The sequence below is a fragment of the Sporosarcina sp. P29 genome (genome assembly GCF_002743265.1).
Classification (GTDB): domain Bacteria; phylum Bacillota; class Bacilli; order Bacillales_A; family Planococcaceae; genus Sporosarcina.
In genome coordinates this window covers 68,109-91,870 of the sequence record NZ_PDYX01000002.1, presented here as the reverse complement: position 1 = coordinate 91,870, position 23,762 = coordinate 68,109, and the positions used below count along the sequence as shown (strand labels likewise).

General features: G+C 43.4%; 20 protein-coding genes. 19 read left to right on the top strand and 1 reads right to left on the bottom strand.

Annotation, left to right across the window (positions count from 1 at the left end; translation table 11 throughout):
- From CSV68_RS02280 to CSV68_RS02235, 10 genes are all read left to right on the top strand, one after another.
- Entirely contained in the window at positions 1-243 is a 243-nt protein-coding gene (locus CSV68_RS02280; protein ID WP_099633541.1) for an exodeoxyribonuclease VII small subunit, read from the top strand.
- On the top strand, positions 236-1,120 hold the full coding sequence (locus CSV68_RS02275; RefSeq protein WP_099661383.1) for a polyprenyl synthetase family protein: 885 nt from the start codon (positions 236-238) through the stop codon (positions 1,118-1,120). Before CSV68_RS02280 ends, CSV68_RS02275 begins: the two co-directional genes overlap by 8 nt.
- A gap of 142 nt (positions 1,121-1,262) precedes the next feature.
- Entirely contained in the window at positions 1,263-3,161 is a 1,899-nt protein-coding gene (gene dxs, locus CSV68_RS02270) for a 1-deoxy-D-xylulose-5-phosphate synthase (protein ID WP_099633608.1), read from the top strand.
- Positions 3,158-3,979 (top strand): TlyA family RNA methyltransferase, encoded by an 822-nt coding sequence (locus CSV68_RS02265; RefSeq protein ID WP_099633539.1) that lies wholly within the window; start codon positions 3,158-3,160, stop codon positions 3,977-3,979. Before dxs ends, CSV68_RS02265 begins: the two co-directional genes overlap by 4 nt.
- A gap of 77 nt (positions 3,980-4,056) precedes the next feature.
- Positions 4,057-4,506 carry a transcriptional regulator AhrC/ArgR gene (gene ahrC, locus CSV68_RS02260; protein ID WP_099633538.1) on the top strand — a complete coding sequence of 150 codons (450 nt, stop codon included), beginning with the start codon at positions 4,057-4,059 and terminating at the stop codon, positions 4,504-4,506.
- 17 nt (positions 4,507-4,523) lie between these two features.
- The gene (gene recN / locus CSV68_RS02255) at positions 4,524-6,224 is read left to right on the top strand and encodes a DNA repair protein RecN (protein WP_099633537.1); all 1,701 of its coding nucleotides are present in this window, start codon (positions 4,524-4,526) and stop codon (positions 6,222-6,224) included.
- A 110-nt stretch (positions 6,225-6,334) separates the two neighbouring features.
- Positions 6,335-7,288, top strand: a complete 954-nt coding sequence (locus CSV68_RS02250; RefSeq protein ID WP_099633536.1) for a SpoIVB peptidase S55 domain-containing protein — start codon at positions 6,335-6,337, stop codon at positions 7,286-7,288.
- Between the two features lie 228 nt (positions 7,289-7,516).
- Positions 7,517-8,311 (top strand): sporulation transcription factor Spo0A, encoded by a 795-nt coding sequence (gene spo0A, locus CSV68_RS02245; RefSeq protein WP_099633535.1) that lies wholly within the window; start codon positions 7,517-7,519, stop codon positions 8,309-8,311.
- A gap of 604 nt (positions 8,312-8,915) precedes the next feature.
- Positions 8,916-10,469, top strand: coding sequence for a flagellar assembly protein A (locus tag CSV68_RS02240; protein WP_099661382.1), 1,554 nt, complete (start codon positions 8,916-8,918; stop codon positions 10,467-10,469).
- Positions 10,462-11,181, top strand: a complete 720-nt coding sequence (locus CSV68_RS02235; protein ID WP_099633533.1) for a glycerophosphodiester phosphodiesterase — start codon at positions 10,462-10,464, stop codon at positions 11,179-11,181. The genes CSV68_RS02240 and CSV68_RS02235 overlap by 8 nt, the downstream gene beginning before the upstream one ends.
- 15 nt (positions 11,182-11,196) lie before the next feature.
- On the opposite strand, the gene CSV68_RS02230 is transcribed toward CSV68_RS02235, so the two are convergent.
- Positions 11,197-11,439 carry a DUF2627 domain-containing protein gene (locus CSV68_RS02230; RefSeq protein WP_099633532.1) on the bottom strand — a complete coding sequence of 81 codons (243 nt, stop codon included), beginning with the start codon at positions 11,437-11,439 and terminating at the stop codon, positions 11,197-11,199.
- Positions 11,440-11,650: 211 nt separating this feature from the next.
- Between CSV68_RS02230 and CSV68_RS02225 the strand changes: the two genes are divergently transcribed.
- The 9 genes from CSV68_RS02225 (at position 11,651) to CSV68_RS02185 (ending at position 23,583) form a co-directional block, all read left to right on the top strand.
- Positions 11,651-12,745, top strand: a complete 1,095-nt coding sequence (locus CSV68_RS02225; RefSeq protein WP_099633531.1) for a Leu/Phe/Val dehydrogenase — start codon at positions 11,651-11,653, stop codon at positions 12,743-12,745.
- 102 nt (positions 12,746-12,847) lie between these two features.
- Complete coding sequence (lpdA, locus tag CSV68_RS02220) at positions 12,848-14,275, top strand: dihydrolipoyl dehydrogenase (protein WP_099633530.1); 1,428 nt, start codon at positions 12,848-12,850, stop codon at positions 14,273-14,275.
- A gap of 13 nt (positions 14,276-14,288) precedes the next feature.
- Complete coding sequence (locus tag CSV68_RS02215) at positions 14,289-15,293, top strand: thiamine pyrophosphate-dependent dehydrogenase E1 component subunit alpha (protein ID WP_099633529.1); 1,005 nt, start codon at positions 14,289-14,291, stop codon at positions 15,291-15,293.
- Positions 15,293-16,276, top strand: coding sequence for an alpha-ketoacid dehydrogenase subunit beta (locus CSV68_RS02210; RefSeq protein ID WP_099633528.1), 984 nt, complete (start codon positions 15,293-15,295; stop codon positions 16,274-16,276). The genes CSV68_RS02215 and CSV68_RS02210 overlap by 1 nt, the downstream gene beginning before the upstream one ends.
- 18 nt (positions 16,277-16,294) lie before the next feature.
- Positions 16,295-17,617, top strand: a complete 1,323-nt coding sequence (locus tag CSV68_RS02205; RefSeq protein ID WP_099633527.1) for a dihydrolipoamide acetyltransferase family protein — start codon at positions 16,295-16,297, stop codon at positions 17,615-17,617.
- 503 nt (positions 17,618-18,120) lie between these two features.
- Complete coding sequence (locus tag CSV68_RS02200; protein ID WP_158233477.1) at positions 18,121-19,794, top strand: methylmalonyl-CoA mutase family protein; 1,674 nt, start codon at positions 18,121-18,123, stop codon at positions 19,792-19,794.
- On the top strand, positions 19,787-21,943 hold the full coding sequence (scpA, locus tag CSV68_RS02195; protein ID WP_099661380.1) for a methylmalonyl-CoA mutase: 2,157 nt from the start codon (positions 19,787-19,789) through the stop codon (positions 21,941-21,943). Before CSV68_RS02200 ends, scpA begins: the two co-directional genes overlap by 8 nt.
- A 32-nt stretch (positions 21,944-21,975) precedes the next feature.
- Positions 21,976-23,025 carry a methylmalonyl Co-A mutase-associated GTPase MeaB gene (meaB, locus tag CSV68_RS02190; protein ID WP_099633607.1) on the top strand — a complete coding sequence of 350 codons (1,050 nt, stop codon included), beginning with the start codon at positions 21,976-21,978 and terminating at the stop codon, positions 23,023-23,025.
- A gap of 117 nt (positions 23,026-23,142) precedes the next feature.
- Positions 23,143-23,583 (top strand): BrxA/BrxB family bacilliredoxin, encoded by a 441-nt coding sequence (locus tag CSV68_RS02185; protein ID WP_099633524.1) that lies wholly within the window; start codon positions 23,143-23,145, stop codon positions 23,581-23,583.
- Positions 23,584-23,762 lie beyond the last annotated feature (179 nt).

Genomic DNA, 23,762 nt, shown 5'->3' with positions numbered 1-23,762 from the left:
ATGGCAGAAGATAAAAATATGCAATTCGAGCAGGCAATGCACCAGTTAGAAGAAATTGTACAGAAGTTGGAGGCTGGAGAAGCGCCTTTGGATGATACGATCACGTTGTATAAACAAGGGATGGAGCTCTCAGCCTATTGTCAGAAGAAATTGCAGAATGCAGAGAAACAATTGATTCGTATGATTGATCAAGAGGGTAACGAATCCTCATTTGATCCAACAGCAGGTGAGTCGAATGAATGAAACATTGCAAGCGTTTGTCGATGAAATGATTCCTGAGATTGAACGCGAATTGAAGAACCAACTGGCGAAGTCTGATATTCCAGACGTTTTACACGAATCTATGATGTATTCCGTAGAAGCGGGTGGCAAACGGATTCGTCCGTTGCTGGTTATGGCCGTTTTATTTGATATGAAAAAAGATTCGGCAGATGCAGTAAAAGTGGCGTCTTCTGTCGAATTGATACATACATATTCATTGATCCATGACGATCTACCTTGCATGGATGATGATGATTTTAGAAGAGGGAAACCTACTAACCATAAAGTGTACGGCGAAGATGTGGCGACGCTTTCTGGAGATGCGATGCAGGCAATGGCATTCCAAGCGCTCGCAGATCTTCGAGAAACACCACCAGCAGCAGCGATTGAACTCGTTGGATTACTGGCGAAAGCTTCGGGTGCACAAGGGATGGTCAAGGGACAAGTCCTTGATATGAAAGGTGAACATCAATTATTGCCTCTAGCAGAATTGGAAGAAGTCCATATTCATAAAACGGGCGCATTACTCTCATACTGTATTGAAGCGGGTGCTGTGCTAGCACAGGCTACTGATGAACAGCGCGAGCAACTTCGCCGATTCTCTCGAAACATTGGGTTGGCATTCCAAATCCAGGACGACATTTTGGATGTAACAGCAACTACCGAGCAACTCGGTAAACCAGCAAACAGCGATACTTCAAGCGAAAAGTCGACGTACCCTTCATTGCTCGGGTTAGACGGGGCTCGCGAGCAATTAAAAGCACGTCATGAGGAAGCTTTACATGCGTTGCACTCCATTGGCTTAGGGGAGTCTATGTTGCAGTTGTTAGCAGATTACATTATTGAGCGAAATATGTAATTTGGGACCGTTATATTTGTGTCGCACGTTGTTACTGTTATAATGTAGAAAACAAACAGCAACTACTTGGACTACTGAACAAGAGATAGTGCGAACGTACGAATAGAAAGACCTACTTACTTGATGAAGGTGTGTGATCATGATGGATCTAACAAAGATTACCAATCCATCTTTTATAAAAGAGCTCGATAAAGAACAGTTGGAATCACTGGCGGCAGATATTCGTCATTTTCTAATTGAAAATTTATCGGTAACTGGCGGGCATATCGGACCGAACCTGGGTGTTGTCGAATTAACGATTGCGTTGCATAAAATATTCGACAGTCCAACCGACAAATTTTTATGGGATGTAGGACATCAGTCATATGTCCATAAAATTCTCACAGGCCGAGCTGGCGAGTTTGATACTCTTAGAAAATATAAAGGATTGAGCGGATTTCCGAAGATGGCGGAGAGCATACATGACGTATGGGAAACCGGCCATAGTTCGACATCTTTGTCGGCGGCTATGGGAATGGCTGTTGCACGAGATATTAAAAAGGAAAAAAGTTTTGTCATCCCGATCATTGGTGATGGTGCATTAACGGGCGGCATGGCACTTGAAGCTTTGAACCATATTGGACACGAGAAGACAAATCTCACGGTTATTCTAAATGACAATGAAATGTCTATCGCACCGAATGTTGGCGCATTGCACTCGATTCTCGGGAAATTACGTACGGCTGGTAAGTATAATAACGTGAAAGACGAACTGGAATTCTTATTGCGTAAAATTCCAGCAGTAGGCGGAAGAGTCGCAACGGCTGCGGAACGTGTGAAAGACAGTTTGAAATATTTAGTAGTGAACGGGGTCTTCTTTGAGGAGCTTGGATTCACGTATTTAGGACCGATTGACGGCCATGACTTTGTGGAATTGGAACGTTCTCTTCAATACGCAAAGAAGATGGAAGGACCGGTATTACTTCATGTGATTACGAAAAAAGGGAAAGGCTATAGCCCTGCCGAGTTAGATAAAATTGGTACATGGCATGGTACGGGACCTTATAAGATCGAAACAGGAGATTTTGTGAAATCCCCTGTAAACGGCCCTGCTTGGAGTGCTTTAGTTTCGGAAACGGTGCGTAAGCTTGCGAGAGAAGACCGACGTATTGTCGCGATTACGCCTGCTATGCCTGTAGGGTCGAAACTTGAATCATTCGCAGCGGAATTCCCAGATCGATTTTTCGATGTAGGGATTGCGGAACAACATGCGACGACTATGGCTGCGGGACTTGCGGCTACTGGAATGAAGCCATTCCTTGCGATTTATTCGACATTCCTACAACGTGCATACGATCAAATGTTGCATGATATTACGCGTCAGAAGCTTAATGTCTTTATTGGTATTGACCGTTCAGGACTTGTTGGAGCAGATGGAGAAACACATCACGGTGTGTTTGATATTGCATTCTTGCGACATTTGCCGAACTTGGTCATTATGATGCCGAAAGATGAGAATGAAGGCCAACATATGGTGAAGACAGCTATCGATTATGATGAAGGTCCGATTGCACTTCGTTTTCCACGTGGCAATGGGTATGGTGTTCCAATGGATGAACAACTTCATACCATTCCAATTGGTACATGGGAAGTGTTGCAAGAAGGTGAAGATGCAACGATCTTAACATTCGGTACGACAATTCCAATGGCGTTCTCGGCTGCTGAACAATTGAAGCTACAAGGTAAAAATGTGGCGATTGTCAATGCGCGTTTCATTAAGCCAATGGATACCGATTTACTGGATGAGCTATTTGCTAAAGGTAAACCAATCATTACAATCGAAGAAGCTGTACTTGCTGGAGGATTCGGTAGTGGCGTGTTGGAATATGCAGAACAAGTGGGTCATACGGGAACGATCTTCGAAAGAATCGGTATTCCAGATGAATTCGTTGAACACGGTAGTGTCGATAAATTACTTGTTGAAATCCATATGACACCCGATCACGTAGCTGAAGTTACAGCAGCGGCTATTCAACAAGCAACGGAAAGAGCGAAAGTATGAGTACATCTATAAAAAAAGAGCGAGTGGATTTATTGCTAGTAGAGCGTGGATTAACAGAATCCCGTGAACAAGCGAAACGATCCATCATGGCGGGACTCGTTTATTCTGATACAGCAAGAATTGAAAAAGCAGGGGAGAAAATTGCGGTTGATGCCCCGTTAACTGTAAAAGGACCTGCGATTAAATATGTAAGTCGTGGTGGCTTGAAATTGGAAAAGGCGTTAGAGTCTTTTCCTATTTCTGTGAAAGAAAAGATGGTTCTTGATATTGGGGCTTCTACGGGTGGCTTCACGGATTGTGCACTGCAAAACGGTGCGAAACATTGTTACGCACTGGATGTTGGGTATAACCAACTTGCTTGGAAAATCCGTCAGCACGAACAAGTAACGGTGATGGAGCGACAGAATTTCCGTCATGCGACTGTTGATTTGTTTACAGAAGGGTTACCGGAAGTCGCTACAATTGACGTTTCATTCATTTCATTATCATTGATTTTACCTGCACTAAAGAACATTATCGTACCCGGTGGTCAAGTGGTGGCACTAGTGAAGCCTCAATTTGAAGCGGGTAAAGATAAAGTGGGTAAAAAAGGAATTGTCCGCGATCCAGCGATCCATCTAGAAGTGTTGGAAAAAATTGCTGCGATGGCAGTGGTGGAAGGATTTTCCGTTAAAGGTGCTACGTACTCGCCTGTCACAGGTGGAGAAGGCAATATTGAGTTCTTGTATTATTTAGTAGCCGAAGACGACGCGGTCACCGATTTTACAACGGAAGATTTCAAGCAATTAATCAAACAGGCACATAATGATTTAACATAACGCGCAATGAGTTGCGCGTTTTTTAGATGATTAGTATAATTTTGTTTATGGACTCAACAGAATCGGAGTGAATAAAATTGAATAAAGGACAACGACATTTACGTATTAGAGAGATTATTACGAACCGTGAAATAGAAACGCAAGATCAGCTAGTCGAAAGTCTAAAAGCTGCGGGTGCCGATGTCACACAGGCTACGGTTTCACGTGATATTAAAGAAATGCACTTGATTAAAGTGCCTTCACCTTCAGGCAATTATAAATACAGTCTACCTCCTATCCATCGCTATAATACGGAAGAGAAATTGAAGCGTATGCTTGAAGACGCGTTTGTGGGCATCGATAGTGCCAGTCATTTTATCATGTTGAAAACGCTTCCGGGTAATGCGCAGGCGGTTGGATCACTTGTCGATAACTTGGACTGGGATGAAATGCTAGGAACGATTTGCGGCGACGATACATGTTTGATCATTTGTCGTGAAGAATCTCAGACAGAATACGTAAAAGATAAATTATTATCAATGCTATAAGCGAGGTGAGGATTTCTTTGTTAAGCGAACTTTCGATTAAAAACTTTGCTATTATTGAACAACTTGAAATCACATTTGACGACGGTCTAACGGTGCTGACTGGTGAAACGGGTGCTGGGAAGTCCATTATTATTGACGCTGTCCAGCTGCTCGCTGGCGGACGAGGCTCACAGGAATTTATTCGCCATGGTGCAAAAAAGGCTGAACTTCAAGGACTTTTCACGATTGATAAAAATATTGAAAATGTAACGGAGAAGTTGACGGAATTTGGCATTGATACCGAAGAAGGTATTGTGATTTTACGCCGGGATATAAGTGCCAGTGGAAAATCTGTTTGTCGCGTCAATGGTAAACTCGTGACAATTGCTATATTGCGTGAGATTGGCGCTATGCTGATTGATATTCACGGACAGCATGAAAACCAAGAATTAATGAATGAAAAACGTCATATTCATTTGCTAGATTTTTTTATTGGCGAGCCAATTGAACGTGCGATGTCAACATATACCGAGTTATATGATAAATATAAAAAACTCCAGCAACTCATTGCGGCTAAAACACAAGATGAACAGCAAATTGCCCAGAAAATTGATTTATACAAATTCCAATTAGAAGAAATCGATGCAGCGAATTTGATGATCGGTGAAGAAGAAGAGTTGGAGTCTGAACTCGTAAAGCTCCAACATTTTAATCGGCTATTTGATCGCTTGAATACGTCTTATGAAGCATTGTCTTTAGAGTCGCATGGACTCGATTGGGTTGGCAATTCAATGAGTGATCTTGAAGAAGCTGCTTCAATTGATGAAGATCTTAAAACGATGTCTGAAACGGTTAACTCTTCATTTTATGCGCTTCAAGACGTTTCGCATGATTTAAAAAGGATGATCGATGGTATGGAATTCCAGCCGGATCGATTGGAGTTCGTCGAAGATCGATTAGCATTATTTTTGACGTTGAAACGAAAATATGGCAAATCACTTGAAGATATTTTAATTTATCGAGATAAAATTGCTGATGCGCTCGATCAACTTGTCAATCGTGACGAAAGATTGCATCAAAATCAAGAATTATTGGCACAATACGTAGAAGATCTTGAAATAGAAGCGAATGAATTATCGATTATCCGTAAAAAAGAGGCACTGTCTCTAGAAAAAGGGATTGAAGAGCAGTTAAAACAGTTATATATGGAAAAAGCTACATTTAAAGTACAAATTCAGCAAAAACAACCTCGTCAATTTGACGCTAATGGATTTGATGAAGTAGTATTTACGATTTCAACCAACTTGGGCGAACCGCTTAAACCATTGGTACGAGTGGCGTCTGGTGGCGAATTATCACGAATGATGCTGGCGTTGAAAACAATTTTTTCTCAACATCAAGGTGTCACATCGATTATTTTTGATGAAGTGGATACCGGAGTCAGTGGACGTGTAGCGCAATCCATTGCGGAAAAAATTTCCATGATCTCCAGTCATTCGCAAGTGTTATGTATTTCACATTTACCGCAAGTGGCTGCAATGGCAGATCATCATTATCTCATTAAAAAAGAAGTGCATGATGGACGAACAACTACAGCGATTCATGATGTGATGAAAACAGAACGTACCGAGGAATTATCTCGTATGCTTTCTGGTGCAGAAATTACCACATTGACGCTTCAGCATGCTGAAGAACTTTTGGTTCTAGCCGATCAACGTAAACAAGAATTCCGTAAATAAAGCTTGAAATCATAACGTTTCCCCTAGGAATGGGCACTGTTTATTTTACCCTTTCATACTTTCTCTTCGAAAGGACATACCAAAGGTATCTTTCGTTGAGGAGGTGAAACATGGGATGGAATAAATCTTTCAAAACGCTCTTAGCGCTCGTCCTGATGCTCTGCCTAGTGCCTGGAATTTCATTAGCAAATGAAGAAACGCTCATACCGATGGGTGACTCCATTGGTATCCAAATGGATTTGAGTGGGATTTATGTAACGAGTGACGTCAAGGTGAGTCAGCAGGAATGGCTAAAAAAAGGCGATATAATTCGCCAATTGAACGGTACGGATACGAAGCAACTTGTTCATTTTGAACGGGCTTTACAAAAAGATAGCGCTACGATGATACTCGACGTTTTGCGTAATGGGAAGAACGAAACCATTGAAGCAGATCGGTCGCTCATTAAGCGCGTCACACCCTTTCTGAAGGATCGAACGGAAGGTACGGGGACGTTGACGTATGTCGACCCGGAAAGTGGCACGTATGGTGCGCTGGGGCACCAGATTATTGATAGTACGTTACAGTCTGCTCCGTCTTTTGAAAAAGGCGCGATTTATTTATCTGAAATCAGCCAGATCAAGAAGAGCTCTCCAGGAATTCCAGGTTACAAAATTTCTTCCATTATTGATCAGAATAATTTGCTTGGAAATATTCAAATCAATAATGTCTATGGAATATTTGGTCATTGGAAAAAGGCTAATAATAAAGTGTTGGCTGAACCCCTTGAAATTATGCAACCGTTTGAATTGATGATCGGCCCTGCAGAAATTTACACTACGGTAGAAGGTTCGACTGTAGAGAAATTCACCATCCAAATAACGAAGATAGAAGAAGAACAATTCCACATCCTATTGACTGACCAGAAACTGCTGAGCAAGACAGGCGGGATCTTGCAAGGCATGAGTGGGAGTCCTGTGATCCAAAATGGTAAGTTTGTCGGTGCTATTACGCATATGTTCGTGGACGAGCCGGAAAAAGGGGCCGCGCTATTCCTAAAAACGATGAGAACGAATGAGAAGTGAAAAAGTAGCCTGTGCCTAAAATGCACAGGCTGCTTTTTTTCGTATATGTGTTCGATGTAAAGAAAAGAGAATAAAGTCGAAATAGGTAGAAAGCATCGTTCAGAAGTATCATTTTGCGTGAAAATTTAAGTAAATGTAGAATTTGCCATTTAGATGACTTACGATAATAGGAGAGAAACAGCGGGAGAAAGAAATGGATGACCGATTTTATATCAGGGGGAATGGGTAATGGAAAATGTGAAAGTAGCAATTGCTGACGATAATAAAGAACTTGTGAAAACGATGATGTCTTATTTTGAAAAGCACGACGAAATAGAAGTAATTTGGACAGCGAATAATGGGCAAGTATGCTTAACGATGTTAGAAGAAGAGCGACCGGATATTTTATTGTTGGATATTATTATGCCGCATCTGGATGGTATTGGGGTACTGGAGACGCTGAATGAAACGAATAAAATGGGGGATATGCAAATCATGATGCTGACGGCTTTCGGACAGGAAAACGTCATGTCACAAGCTGCAAATCTTGGTGCTTCGTACTTCATGTTGAAGCCGTTTGAATTCGACCGTTTGATCGGACAAATCTTTAAAGCAGCTGGGAAACCGAAAAATACTATGCCTTCGTTTGTCGTGCAGGAATCAGCCCAACAGACAGGTGTCGTTACTCAGAAAGTACTCGATACGGCAATTACGTCGATGATTAAAGAAATCGGCGTGCCAGCTCATATTAAAGGCTATGCGTTTTTACGCGAAGGAATTCAGATGGTGTATAGTGATGTAGAGTTGCTTGGATCGGTTACGAAGATTCTGTACCCGGATATTGCGAAAAAGTATAATACGACACCATCCCGTGTGGAACGTGCAATTCGTCATGCGATTGAAGTGGCATGGAACCGTGGAAATTACGATTTGATTTCGAAGACGTTCGGCTATACAGTGCATCATTTGAAGAGTAAGCCGACAAATAGCGAGTTTATTGCAATGATTGCGGATAAAATCCGTTTGGAGCATATGGTGAGCTAATCGAAGTGACAAAAGGATAGAGTGTTTACGGAAACCAACTAATCGGGTGTATTAGTTGGTTTTCGTTTGTAGACGGGTAAGGATGACGGTGGATACGTTAGGGGATTTACGGTTTAGGCGGATTTGTTCTGGAGGGGCAGGATTATTCCGATTTTAGTTGGATAGGTGAATACTTAATGCAAGCCAATTCGTTTGCGCTCATTAATTCGTGTAAGTGATCATACTTTCTCTGCAACTGCTCTTAACTTCTGTAAAGTGCTCATACATCATTCGTACCCGCTCTATACTGACGTTTAAGCACTCATAAAGTTTATCTAGCCGCTCATTACGCATAATGACCTCGCTTGATTTTGAAAATAATTTATAGTTAACTAAAATTTCACGAACGTTCTGCGACTCATACCTCCATACAAAATCAGCTGTGTTTTATGCATAAACTATGCAGCAGACATATTGTAGGGATAAAGTCAGTATTTATTTCGTAGCATAAGAAAATCGGAGAACCCTGTGAGAAAATGCTTATTTACGCGGTGTTACCACAAAAAGAGCTACCTCTAGTGCGTTGCAATCTTCTATACTAGTAAATAAAGAGGGAGGGATTTCGTTGTTAGTTGAAAATGAATATTTTGAACTTCTAGAAGAAAACAATAAAATTATCATGAACACTAAAAAAGTAGGATATCCGCTTAAGTCATTTGACGCACTGGCTTCTGATATTCCTAGATTGAAACTGAATTCATTCAAGGAGCTGATGAAAGCTCTGCAAACGGTAGGTCAGCATGATATTGGGTCGTACTCCGCTCCTTGTGAAGTATATATATCACCTAGTAAAATGAAGGTAGAATTGTATATTCATGCAACAAACGAAGAGTTTCTTGCAAATAAAGAGCAGTTCCTGAAACAGGCAGAAGACATGCTGGACCAAAGAGACGTGCACTACGACAAAGAAAGTCTGTTTAGCTTAGCGTACCTTCCAAGTAATCCGATCATTATTGCGGTAGGCAAAGAACCCGTCCAAGGAGAAGGTGCACAGGTCGAGTATATTGAGTTGCCGGATCGTAAACCCATTCTTCGCGATGATGGCTCAGTTGATCACTATGAGTTGAATTTCGTAACGCCAATTGTGAAAGATGATTGGCTGGGTGAAAAGACGCCTGCTCAAGAAGGATTTGAAGGCTATAACGTCTTTGGTGAACCGATAGCGGCGAAAAAAGGCGAGGACATTAAACTAGTTTATGATCGGAAATCTGTCGGGGAGTTTGAGGAAGATGGCAAAATCATCTTACGCGCCTTGCATGGCGGCGCACTCGAAGAACTGAATGGGGCAATCAGTGTAGGAAAGCAATTGATCATTCCGGATGATGTGGGTACAAAAACTGGATCGATTACATTTGATGGTTCCGTGCGTGTAATGGGAACGGTTTCGGCTGGCTTCTCAGTCAATGCGACAGGGGATATTTCTATCGAAGGAAAAGAAGGCGTTACAAACGCGAAGGAAATCTACTCTGAAGATGGCGACGTCTATATTAAAGGCGGTGTCTTTGGTGGAGGAGAAACTATTATTAAGGCGAAGAAAAACGTCTTCGTCAAGCATGCGAATAACTGCAAGATTTACGGGGAACGAGTGAACATCGGTCTCTATTCACTTGGATCTGAATTATACGGCGATAATATTTTTATTGATAAACATAAAGGTCGGATTATTGGTGGTGTTGCAGAAGCGATGTTTTCCATCGAATGTGCGTCGGTCGGCAATAGCCATGAGCGTTTGACGAAACTTATCGTCAAAGGAGTCAATAAAGAAATGGAGCTCGAAGAAATTCAACGACTTGCAGAAAAACTCAAAGCGGAGCATGCAGAACTGAAAAAACTTGAGATGACGCTCGATAAAATGGCGAGTGTTAAAGCGAATCTTCCTGCTACTCAGTTGGATATGTTAGAAAAGACATTGCAGGCAAAGCAGCAAGAAATTGTATCACTCGATCAGACAATCAAAAATAAGCTGCAACTTGTGCAAGTGGCTAGTACGCCTAAAATTGACATCACGCGTGAAGCACATCCTGGTGTCCAAATCGTTATAGGCAGTAAAAGTAGCATGTTGAGTCGTATAACAAAAGGTGTTTTCGAAATAACGAGCGAAGGAGTATTAAATGTCTGACAGTAAAATATTTGCACATCGTGGCGCATCTGGAAATTATTTTGAAAATACGATGCGGGCTTTTTTAGGGGCTGTACAAAAAGGTGCGGATGGAATCGAATTGGATGTGCAACAATCGAGCGACGGACAATTGGTTGTCATTCACGACAATGAATTACTGCGCCTCGCTGGAATTGATCAGCGCATTGATCAATTGACGTCACAGGAACTGCAGGAAATAAAAATAGGGAAAGGCAGATACAGGCGAATGTTTGGCCATCCCATCCCTCTATTATTTGATGTAGTTACTTTCTGTTCTGAACATAATTTGGCGCTTAATGTCGAATTAAAGGAAACGGTGTATGGTCAAGCGGCTGTACTTGAGCAAATCTTGCATTACGTAGAACCATTAACAGACGTACATCTCTCTTCATTCGATTATGAGACGGTGCGTCTTGTAAGAGCGCTGGATCCTGACATGGAAACGGCTTTATTGCTTAGAAAAAAATCAGTAGACTGGCAGAATCTTAATTCGTATGATGTCGATGCATTTCATTTTCATAAGCGATTATGGAAAGATCCGTATAAGAGTCATCTGCTTGAAAGTGGTAAGATATTACGAATGTACGGGGTAACGGGTGCGGAATCATTTATATCCAATACACCTGAAGTGACAGGCTGGATTACAGATTATCCGAAGCGTGTACGCAAAAAAATAAAAGGATCAAGGTAATGCACCTTGGCCCTTTTATTTTAAGTCTTTTTTAAATCTGTCAGCTGCTCGTCCAGATCTGCGGTCTCGGCGTAATAAAAAGCCTGCAAAGAATCCAAGACCTCCGGCGAATAGTATGAAACCGCCTAAAAATTGCATCCAAATGAATGGGAATGGCGGAAATAGATGTCCGAACAATGAATCTCGCATTAATTTTATTCCGAGAGCCGCTGCAATCCCTGGAATCAACAGTACAATAAACGCAACAAGACGTACCATATCATTCAACCCCTCACCTATTTAATTTTACCGTGTGGTCATGGATTGTCAAGGACTCTGCCATCATGTACGATATAGGTAGATTGTTTACAAAACTCTTGCGGAATTAATGGCCAAAATGTGTCAGATTTGCATTTTCTTCGTAGGAAATTTAGAATCAGTACCATACGCATGAATCTTTATAATCTTTTACTAGCCTGGAGGGATACTTATGGAATTGTTTACGTACATGGAAGATCACGACTATGAGCAACTGGTGCTTTGTTATGACAAGACATCGGGATTGAAAGCGGTTATTGCTATTCACGACACGACACTTGGACCGGCACTTGGTGGCGCGCGCATGTGGACGTATGCTAGCGAGGAAAATGCGATTGAAGATGCATTGCGACTGGCTAAAGGCATGACATACAAGAACGCTGCAGCAGGTTTGAATCTCGGTGGCGGAAAGACAGTCATAATCGGAGATCCGAAAACGGATAAGAACGATGAACTGTTCCGCGCATTGGGTCGTTACATAGAGGGGCTGAACGGACGCTATATAACAGCGGAAGACGTTGGGACTACTGAATACGATATGGACTTAATCCATTTGGAAACAAATTTTGTTACAGGTATCTCTTCAGGAGAAGGCACGTCAGGAAATCCTTCCCCGGTGACTGCACTAGGTATCTACAAAGGAATGAAAGCCGCTGCGAAAGAAGCATTTGGCGATGATTCACTTGAAGGTAAAACCATTGCGGTTCAAGGTGTTGGAAATGTTGCGTACACACTTTGCGAGTACTTGCATGAAGAAGGCGCAAAATTGATTGTCACGGATATCAATGAAGCAGCAGTCCAGCGTGCGGTAGAGGCATTCGGAGCAACAGCGGTTGCGACGGACGCGATTTACTCACAAGAAGCGGACATCTTCGCTCCATGTGCTCTCGGTGCGGTAATCAATGACGAAACGATTCCACAACTGAAAGTGAAAGTTGTTGCAGGTTCTGCTAATAACCAATTGAAGGAACCAGAACACGGTGATCGCTTGCATGAAATGGGAATTGTTTACGCTCCAGACTACGTAATCAACTCAGGCGGAGTAATCAATGTGGCCGACGAATTGATTGGCTACAATAAAGAGCGTGCACTAAAGCGCGTAGAAGGTATTTACGATACGATCCTAAAGATATTTGCTATCTCAAAGCGAGACGGTATTCCATCCTACCAGGCTGCTGATCGTTTGGCAGAAGAACGTATTGCAAGAGTTGGCGCAACGAGAACGACATTCTTGCGCAACGAAAAAAGTATTATATCAAATAAATAATTTAGTAGACGAGTCATAGCGGTAGGCAGGGTGCACCTGTCCACCGCTACACTCGCCTGTCTACATTTATTTGAATACTGTAAGCGAAGGGAGTCCTTTACGTTGAGTAAAGAATATGACGTAGTGATATTAGGTGGCGGAACGGGCGGCTATGTTGCAGCCATTCGAGCGGCTCAATTAGGTTTAACAACAGCCATTGTAGAAAAATCCAAACTTGGCGGTACGTGTTTGCATAGCGGGTGTATCCCGAGTAAAGCGATGTTAAAAAGTGCGGAAGTCTATCGCGTAACACGTCAAGAAGCGAATGAATTCGGCGTGAATACGGGAGATGTCTCATTGGATTTCTCACAAGTACAAAAACGTAAAGGTAAGATCGTCGATCAATTGCATGCGGGCATAGAAGGATTGATGAAAAAAGGTAAAATCGATGTCTATCATGGGACAGGTAGAATACTAGGAGCTTCCATATTCTCCCCGATGCCTGGAACTATTTCCGTGGAAATGGATAACGGTAATGAAAATGAAATATTGATTCTGAAAAATCTCGTGATTGCTACTGGATCAAAACCAAGATCATTACCTGGACTCGAAGTAGATGAAAAGTCTGTAATGACATCCGACGGAGCTCTACTAATGAATGCGCTTCCATCTTCTATAACGATTATCGGTGGCGGTGTGATCGGCATCGAGTGGGCTTCTATGCTAGTAGATTTTGGTGTCGATGTAACAGTCATGGATCGTCTGGATCAGATATTGGCAACGGAAGATCGTGACGTAGCTGTCGCGATGCATAAAGCGCTCGAAAAGCGCGGTGTGAAGTTCATCTTAGGTGCTGAAATTCTGACGGAGTCGTTGCAGAAAAACGACAGTGAAGTCACAATTTCTTATAAGCTAGGTAATGATGAACAATCTATCACGAGCGAGAAAATGCTAGTGTCTGTAGGGCGTGCTCCAGTGATCGATGATATCGGTTTACAAAACACCGATATCCAAGTCGAAAAGGGCTCGATTCAAACGAACAATCATTATCAAACTAAAGATGATCATATTTATGCAATCGGTGACGTGATTGGCGGCCTTCAATTGGCGCATGTGGCGGAACATGAAGGATTGCATGCGATCGAACATATAGCAGGAAAACAGGTGGATTCGATTGATTACGATCTAGTACCACGTTGTGTCTACTCCTACCCGGAAACTGCGGCAGTCGGCGTGACAGAGCAACAAGCGAAAGATCGTGGGTTTGATGTGAAGATCGGCAAGTTCCCGTTCAAGGCAAACGGTAAAGCATTAGTTAACGGTCATGCAGATGGATTCGTGAAAATCATTGTTGATCAGCAGACGGATGATATTATCGGCGTCCATATGATGGGTTCGCACGTAACGGATCTAATTTCTGAAGCGGGCTTGGCGATGGTGATGAATGCAATTCCTTGGGAAATATCCTCGGCAATTCATCCTCATCCAACATTATCTGAAGCGTTCAGTGAAGCGGCATTAGCGGTTGATGGGCTAGCCATTCACATGTAAAGGAGGAAGTGGAATGAGTAATCGGCATATTGAATTGGGTTTGACAGATGAAGATGTGTTGCAAATGTACGAGACGATGTTGATGGCACGTCGTTTAGACGAGAGAATGTGGTTGCTAAACCGCGCAGGGAAAATCCCGTTCGTCATTTCTTGTCAAGGACAGGAAGCGGCGCAGGTAGGAGCTTCATTCGCTCTGAATAACGAAAAGGACTGGATTGCACCGTATTACCGTGATATGGGAGTTGTCTTACATTTCGGCATGACGCCGAAAGATTTGATGTTATCGGCTTTCGCCAAGGCGGAAGATCCGAACTCCGGTGGACGGCAGATGCCAGGTCACTTTGGCCAGCGCAAAAATCGTATTTTGACAGGGTCTTCACCTGTTACAACGCAATTACCGCATGCTGTCGGTGTTGCACTCGCCGCTAAAATGAATAAAGAGGATTTCATCACGTTCGTAACTCTTGGTGAAGGTTCTTCCAATCAGGGAGACTTCCATGAGGGCATGAACTTTGCCGGTGTGCATAAATTACCGACAGTGATTATGGTGGAAAATAATAAATATGCAATCTCCGTACCTCTTGAGAAACAAATGGCATGTGAGAATGTCTCTGATCGTGCAATCGGTTATGGTATGCCAGGCTACACAGTTGACGGAAGAGATCCGCTGACAGTGTATGAAGTGGTGAAAAAAGCGGCAGACCGTGCTAGAAACGGAGAAGGTCCGACATTAGTCGAAGCGGTATGTTATCGACTGACTGCACACTCATCGGATGATGATCAACGTCAATATCGTGATGCAGAAGAGCTTGAGGACGAAAGAAAACAAGATCCGTTATTGTCATTCATTCATTATCTGAAAGAAGTCAACGTCTTGACGGATGAAAAGTATGAAGAAATTGAAGAGCGAGTGAAACTGCAGGTCGATGAAGCGACAGAGTATGCGGAGCTTGCCGAATATGCAAAGCCAGAACATGCACTGCGCTATGTCTATGAAGAAAAGGGAGGCGAAGCATAATGGCCGTTCGTTCATTTATAGATGCGATCAACCTGGCAATGAAAGAAGAAATGGAACGTGACGACCAAGTATTCGTACTTGGAGAAGATGTCGGCCGTAAAGGCGGCGTGTTTAAAGCAACAACTGGTCTATACGATCAGTTTGGTGAATACCGTTCGCTAGATACACCATTAGCTGAGTCTGCTATTGCGGGTGTGGCGATTGGTGCTGCGATGTATGGTATGCGTCCGATTGCTGAAATGCAGTTTGCTGATTTTATTATGCCTGCGGTGAATCAGATCGTCTCAGAAGCGGCGAAAATTCGTTATCGTTCGAATAATGATTTCTCTTGTCCAATCGTCATTCGCGCTCCTTTTGGTGGTGGCGTTCACGGAGCTTTATATCATTCACAGTCAGTGGAATCGATGTTTGCTTCGACACCTGGTTTGAAAATTGTCATTCCATCTACTCCTTACGATGCGAAAGGTTTGCTAAAAGCGGCAGTGCGCGATGAAGATCCCGTGCTATTCTTCGAGCATAAGCGAGCGTATCGGTTAATCAAAGGGGAAGTTCCAGATGATGATTATGTATTGCCGATTGGGAAAGCAGATGTAAAGCGTGAAGGAGAAGATCTAACGATTATCACGTATGGTTTGTGCGTGCATTTCGCACTTCAAGCTGCAGAACGTTTAGCAGAAGATGATATTTCTGTCCATATACTGGATTTACGTACAGTGTACCCGTTAGATAAAGAAGCGATCATTGAAGCGGCTTCGAAAACAGGAAAAGTTCTATTAGTAACAGAAGATAACCTAGAAGGCAGCATCATGAGTGAAGTTTCGGCTATCATTGCAGAAAATTGTTTATTTGAATTGGATGCGCCAATCAAACGATTAGCAGGACCCGATGTACCTGCGATGCCATATGCCCCTTCTATGGAAAAGTTCTTTATGATGAATCCTGAAAAGGTCGAAAAGGCAGCAAGGGATTTAGCGGAATTTTAACTAAGGAGGCGTAAAGAAATGGGCATTGAAAAAATCACTATGCCGAAACTGGGTGAAAGTGTAACAGAAGGAACTATCGAAAAATGGCTCGTCGCTCCCGGAGATACGGTAGCGAAATATGATTCGCTTGCGGAAGTGACGACTGATAAAGTAACAGCGGAAGTTCCTTCTTCATTCTCAGGAACGATCAAAGAAATCATCGCAAAAGAAGGCGATACGGTCGAAGTGGGCGAAACGGTTTGTTTGATTGAAATTGAAGGCGACGCACAACAGCCAGTACAAGTTTCAGCACTTAAACCTGAAACACCCGCAAAAAAGCCTGCTATGAAAGAAGTACAGGACGCGCCTAAAGCAAAGCCACAACCTGCAACGGGTGGCAAGGCAGCAGGAAGATATTCTCCAGCTGTGTTGAAGCTATCTCAGGAAAACGGCATAGACTTGGCACAAGTAAGCGGCACAGGACGCGAAGGACGTATTACACGTAAAGACATTCAAGCATTCATTGAAAGTGGCGGAGCACAGTCGCAACAAGCGCCACAAGAAGTTGCTGTTCAAGAAGAGTCCCAACAACAAGTGGCGTCTTCGGATCAGCAGTCGGCTCCTAAACAAGCTGCCTCGTCGAATGTGAAACTCGAAAACGGGGATATCGAAATTCCGGTAACGAGTGTACGTCGCGCAATTGCGAGCAATATGGTGCGTTCTGTAACCGAGGCGCCGCACGCATGGATGATGATAGAAGTGGATGTAACAGAACTCGTGTTATTGCGTGATAGTGTGAAAAAAGAATTCAGAGAAAAAGAAGGATTCAATTTGACATACTTCGCCTTCTTTATCAAAGCGATTTCACAAGCTTTGAAGGAATATCCGGAAATGAATTCGATGTGGGCGGGCGATACGATCGTCATGAAAAAAGACATCAACATCTCGATTGCAGTAGCGACGGACGATGCTCTATACGTCCCAGTCATCAAAGAAACAGATGAAAAGACGATCAAAGGTATTGGTCGCGAAATTCATGAGTTGGCAGGGAAAGTACGTAACGGCAAGCTCAAATCGACAGAAATGCAAGGTGGTACGTTCACTGTCAACAATACGGGCTCATTTGGTTCCATTCAGTCCATGGGGATCATCAATTATCCGCAGGCTGCTATTTTGCAGGTGGAGTCGATCGTCAAGCGTCCAGTTATTATGGACAATGGCATGATGGCTGCACGTGATATGGTCAACCTTTGCCTATCACTGGATCACCGTGTGCTTGACGGACTCGTTTGTGGACGTTTCCTTGCACGTGTGAAAGAGTTGTTGGAAAGTATGGCTAAAGATAAGACTTCTTTATATTAAGATTCGGCAACCTCCAAACTTGGTTTTGGAGGTTGCTTTTTGGTTTTTTGGAGGGGAAGCAGTAAGTGTAGAGTCTTGTGGGTGGATGCTGGTCACTTGCTGGCTATAAAATGCAGAAAAAGTTTGAAATCAAGTGAGTTAATAATTGCGTAATGAGCGGCTAGACAAAATTTGTGAGCGCTTAGGGGTGGATATAGAGCGGATACCGATGAGATATGAGCGCTTGTGAGAAGTTAAGAGCGGATACAGGGAAGTATGATCGCTTACACGAATTAATGAGCGCAAAAGAATTGGCTTTCACTAAATTTTTCACTTTTCCAATTAAAAGATGTTTAATGTATCCCATTCACTCAAATAATTCAAGAGTTAACGCATAAAAAGTCATCAATTTGTATGATTATAATAAAATTAGACGGAAACTTCTGATTTTCCCCTTTCTTCATAACGTACTCTACGGTACACTATAACTATTAATGGTTTTTAAAAGGGGAAGGAGCACCATTATGCCTATACATAACATGAAAACATTTACTTTCACAGCCCCCAATTTTACTGAATGGAAAGAAGCGGCTGTTTTATCACTTAAAGGAAAGCCTTTTGATTCGTTATACACGAAAACGATTGAGGGCATTGAACTCAATCCACTTTACACGAAAGAAGACTTGGACCAGTTGGAAGTTTCACGTGTCACGAAACCTGCATTCGGCTGGACGGTCGCACAACCTGTTAGCGCAGCGAACGGTCAACAGTTTGTAGAGCAGATGAAAGAATCTTTGGCACGGGGCAATGAAGCAATCGCTTACAACGGCCTGAAGCCTTTAGTTTGGGTGGAACAGGACGTCAAGCAAGTGGCTGAACTGATTACGCAATATCCAATAGTATTCACTGAAGTGCAGAGCGATGATCCGATATTACAAGCTTTCACGTATATTGAAGAAGCGAAGCGTAAAGACGTTACAGGAATTTGCATCGGTCCGGTTCCGGTAGTACCTGAAGGATTCCCAGGAGTCCGCACAAAGGGTGCTGATTTATGGACAGCGCATCATGAAGGGGCAGATGCCATAACAGAACTTGCGCTATCCCTTTCAATTGCAGCTGAACTTGCGGAAGACGCTTCTTCATTTGAAGAATTTGCAAACGGCTTTTATGCACGATTTGCATCTGACACACACTTCTTCATGGAAATCGCGAAATTCCGTGCGTTCCGCGTGTTGTGGAAACTATTCAATGAAGCCTACGGCGTAGAGAACGCGAAGCAAGTACCTTTACTAGGGATTACTTCATTGCGTTCATATTCAAAACTTGATCCATATGTAAACTTATTACGTGGCGGCAACGCGGCATTCGCAGCCATTTTAGGTGGAGCGGATTGGCTGACTGTATTACCGCATGATGTATTGACGGGTACGTCGCCAAGCTCAAATCGTTACGCACGAAATATTCAATTGATTCTGAAGGAAGAAACGCATATTGATCAAGTTCTTGATCCTGCAGGCGGTTCATACTTTATCGAATCGTTGACGACTGAATTAATTCGTAAATCATGGGCGAAGTTCCTAGAGATTGAAGAAAATGGTGGCTATCAGGCCTTCTTGCAGTCTGGTGAATTAAGCAAGCTTTATGCGCAGCGCCAGAAAGAAATGGCGACGGGCAAGAAGACGTTGATCGGTACGAATGTCTATGCGGAATTGACGGATGTGAATTATGCGAATGAATCTACTGTGACGGTATCGAAACGATTGGCAGAGCCTTTTGAACATATTCGTTCTAAGCAAAAAGAGGAGTTGCCGAAAACTGTATTACTCAACTTTGGTGCGTTGAAAGATTATAAACCACGTGCAGATTTTGTCAGTGGATTCTTGGCAGTTGGTGGCATCGAAGCGACGTGGAGTCCTTCTTTCGAGTCAAATGATCAAGCGCTCAGTTGGATCGAAGAGCAACAGCCGGATTATGCAGTAATTTGTGCATCGGCTGCTGATACAGAAGAAGTTGTAACAAACTTCTTGGCTTCGTATAAAGGGGATTGTCCAATTGACACAGCGGGTAAATACCCATCAGAAACAGCAGATCAGTGGCTTGCCAATGGACTGAATGGTTTCATTTTTGCAGGACAGGATAAAATCGAAAAGCTGAATACTATTATTACGCAAACTAAAGGAGGCCGTTCCGTTGAGTAAACCTGATTTCCGTAAAGTGAATATAGAGCAATCACTCAATGAACTCTCACAACAAGCATTATCAAAAGAGAATTTTTTAACGAATGAAGGAATCAATGTAGCGCCTGTCTATACAGCAAAAGACATTGAAAACACTGAGCACTTGAAAGACTTCCCGGGTATCGCACCGAACACACGCGGACCGTATCCGACGATGTATGTAGCGCGTCCTTGGACCGTTCGTCAGTATGCTGGATTTTCTACAGCGGAAGAAAGTAACGCATTTTACCGTCGGAACTTGGCGATGGGGCAAAAAGGACTTTCTGTTGCGTTTGACCTTGCGACGCACCGTGGCTATGACTCCGATCATCCACGTGTAACAGGTGACGTAGGTAAAGCGGGAGTTGCGATTGATTCTATTGAAGATATGAAGATTTTATTCGCAGGTATTCCACTCGATCAAATGTCGGTATCGATGACAATGAACGGCGCGGTATTGCCGATCATGGCATTTTATATCGTAGCGGCTGAAGAGTCTGGTGTAGGTCCTGAGAAATTATCTGGTACGATTCAGAACGATATTTTAAAAGAGTATATGGTACGGAATACGTATATCTTCCCGCCGGCTATGTCGATGCGGATCATTGCGGATATTTTCTCGTACACATCTGAAAATATGCCGAAATTTAACTCGATTTCGATCTCCGGTTACCATATGCAAGAAGCAGGAGCGACAGCGGACATCGAGCTTGCCTATACACTTGCAGACGGCTTGGAATATGTTCGTACCGGTTTGAAGGCGGGTATTGATATCGATTCATTCGCACCGCGTTTGTCATTCTTCTGGGCAATCGGCATGAACTACTATATGGAAATAGCGAAAATGAGAGCAGCACGCAAAATTTGGGCACAGATGATGCAGTCATTTGAACCGAAGAATCCGAAGACACTTGCATTGCGTACACACTCTCAAACGTCAGGCTGGAGTTTGACGGAGCAAGATCCATTCAACAACGTCACACGTACATTGGTCGAAGCTAACGCATCATCCATGGGTCACACGCAGTCACTGCACACGAACGCATTGGATGAAGCTATCGCATTACCGACAGACTTCTCGGCTCGTATTGCACGTAACACGCAGTTGTTCTTGCAAGAAGAGACGATGATGACGAAAGTAATTGATCCTTGGGGCGGTTCGTACTATGTGGAGAAATTAACGGAAGAGTTAATGGAGAAAGCATGGGAATTAATCGGTGAAATTGAGTCGCTTGGTGGCATGGCGGAAGCGATTGAAACTGGATTACCGAAAATGAAGATTGAAGAAGCTGCAGCGAAGCGCCAGGCGAAAATTGATTCAAAAGCGGAAACAATTGTCGGTGTGAATAAATATCGTCTCGATACGGAAGATGCGATTGATATTCTCGATATCGATAATACGATGGTACGACAGAAGCAAATTGACCGCATTAACGATATGAAGGACAAGCGTGATGAAAAAGTAGTTCAAGCCGCTCTTACGGCCATCACGGAAGCGGCTAAAAGCGGCGAAGGGAACTTACTTGCACTGGCAGTTGACGCTGCAAGAGCGCGTGCAACTATCGGTGAAATCTCGGATGCGATTGAATCCGTATCCGGCAGACATAAGGCGGTGATCCGTTCAGTGAGTGGTGTATATAGCGCAAACTTCTCAAATGAAGAAGAAATTCAGGAAGTAAAAGATATGACGGATGAATTCCTAGAAAATGAAGGACGTCGTCCACGTATTTTGGTTGCGAAAATGGGCCAAGACGGACATGACCGCGGTGCGAAAGTGATCGCGTCGTCGTTCGCTGACTTAGGATTCGATGTCGATATCGGTCCTTTATTCCAGACACCTGAAGAAACAGCTTTGCAGGCGGCGGAAAATGATGTGCACGTCATCGGTGTGAGTTCGCTTGCAGCAGGTCATAAAACATTGGTACCGACATTGCGTGAAGAACTGAAAAAAATCAATCGTGAAGACATTTTAGTTGTAGTAGGTGGCGTTATTCCGGCACAGGATTACGATTTCTTGCGCAAGAATGGTGCAGCCGCAATCTTTGGTCCGGGTACAGTCATTCCAGTGGCAGCACAAAAAGTCATTGAGGAGATTTACCGACAGCTCGGCTATGAGGAAGTGACGGATTGACAGAAAAACAAAACGGACGAGATGAATCAGCAATGCATGTGATGCGCGGAATAGAATCCACACATGATGGATTTGTTGCCTCTTCACGTAAACGCTTTGTTAAGAAAGATCCATCTCATAAAAATTTAGATGTATTGCAGCAAGAAATAGAAAATGGCTCTCGTTTGTATTTGGCACGCGGTATTACATTGCTAGAAAGTACGAAGCCTAGCGATAAGAAGGTCGGTCAGGAAGTGTTGACTAGCCTTCTGCCGAAAACGGGTAACTGTATCCGGATTGGGATTACAGGCGTGCCCGGTGCAGGAAAGAGTACATTTATCGAAGCGTTCGGTCTAATGCTTGCAGATATGGGCCATAAAGTGGCGGTACTTGCGATTGATCCAAGTTCTACACTGACCGGCGGAAGTATCTTAGGTGACAAGACCCGTATGGAGGAGTTGGCACGGCATAAGAATGCTTTTATCCGTCCTTCTCCGTCAGCGGGAACACTTGGTGGCGTGCATAAGAAATCGCGCGAAACGATGCTACTTTGCGAAGCCGCGGGCTATGATGTCATTTTGATTGAAACGGTTGGGGTTGGCCAAGGTGAAACGATTGTCCGTGGGATGGTCGATTATTTCTTATTACTTGTGTTGACTGGGGCCGGAGACGAACTGCAAGGAATGAAAAAGGGGATCATGGAGCTGACGGACGGTATTGTCGTGCATAAGAATGATGGTGCCAATAAGCCGCTCGTCAAAAAAACGGTGCGCGAATATACACGCATCATGCACATGCTCCAACCTGCTTCACCCGAGTGGACGTCGAAAGTACAACCGGTTTCTTCTATAGAAAATACCGGCTTGGAAGCGGTATGGGAAACGGTTTTAGAATTCGAAAAAGAAATGAAAGAAAAGAATCATTGGGACACGAGACGTCAGCACCAGACACGCGATTGGTTCCATGCGATGATCCGAGACCACTTGATTGATTCATTTTTCTCGGAGCAAGGACGAAAAACGCAAGTGAAGGCACTTGAGGAAGAATTGTTAGACGGACATTTAACGGTAACCGGAGCAATTGACCGATTGTTTTCTTCTTAATTCGTGTAGGGATATGCTATGATTGAAGAGGATAGTCAATTAATTATCAGGGAAGTGTCATAGCGGAACTGAATAGGCTATCACAATTATACGGTATAAGAGAGGAGATCCTGTAAAATGACTATGAACTTTGATTTTTACATGAACGATATGACAAACCAAGCGAGATCCGAAATGGAAGCGAGCGGCTACAAGCAATTGCAAACACCTGAGGACGTAGAGGAAGCATTCAAGCAGCCGGGTACGACGTTAGTAATGGTGAACTCGGTTTGTGGATGTGCTGGCGGAATTGCTCGCCCAGCAGCTGCGCACGCAGTACATTATGATAAGCGTCCTGACCACTTGGTAACAGTATTTGCTGGACAAGACAAAGAAGCAACTGCACAAGCACGTATGCACTTCGGTGAAGACCACATCCCATCTTCTCCATCATTCGCTTTGCTAAAAGACGGCAAACTAATCGGTGAAGTAGGACGTTTTGAAATCGAAGGACATGACCCAATGTCTGTCGTTGTAAATCTTCAGGAACAATTTGAAGAGCACTGCGAAGAGCTGTAACAAACTAAAGCGAAATGCGCCGTCTAGTCTCGACAGACGCTGTAGGGCCTGAAGCAAAAGGATGAACTTACCTTTTGAATCAGGACCGAAGCGATCCGAGAGACTGGCGCATGTAGCTAGATGAAACTAAAGCGAAATGCGCCGTCTAGTCTCGACAGACGCTGTAGGGCCTGAAGCAA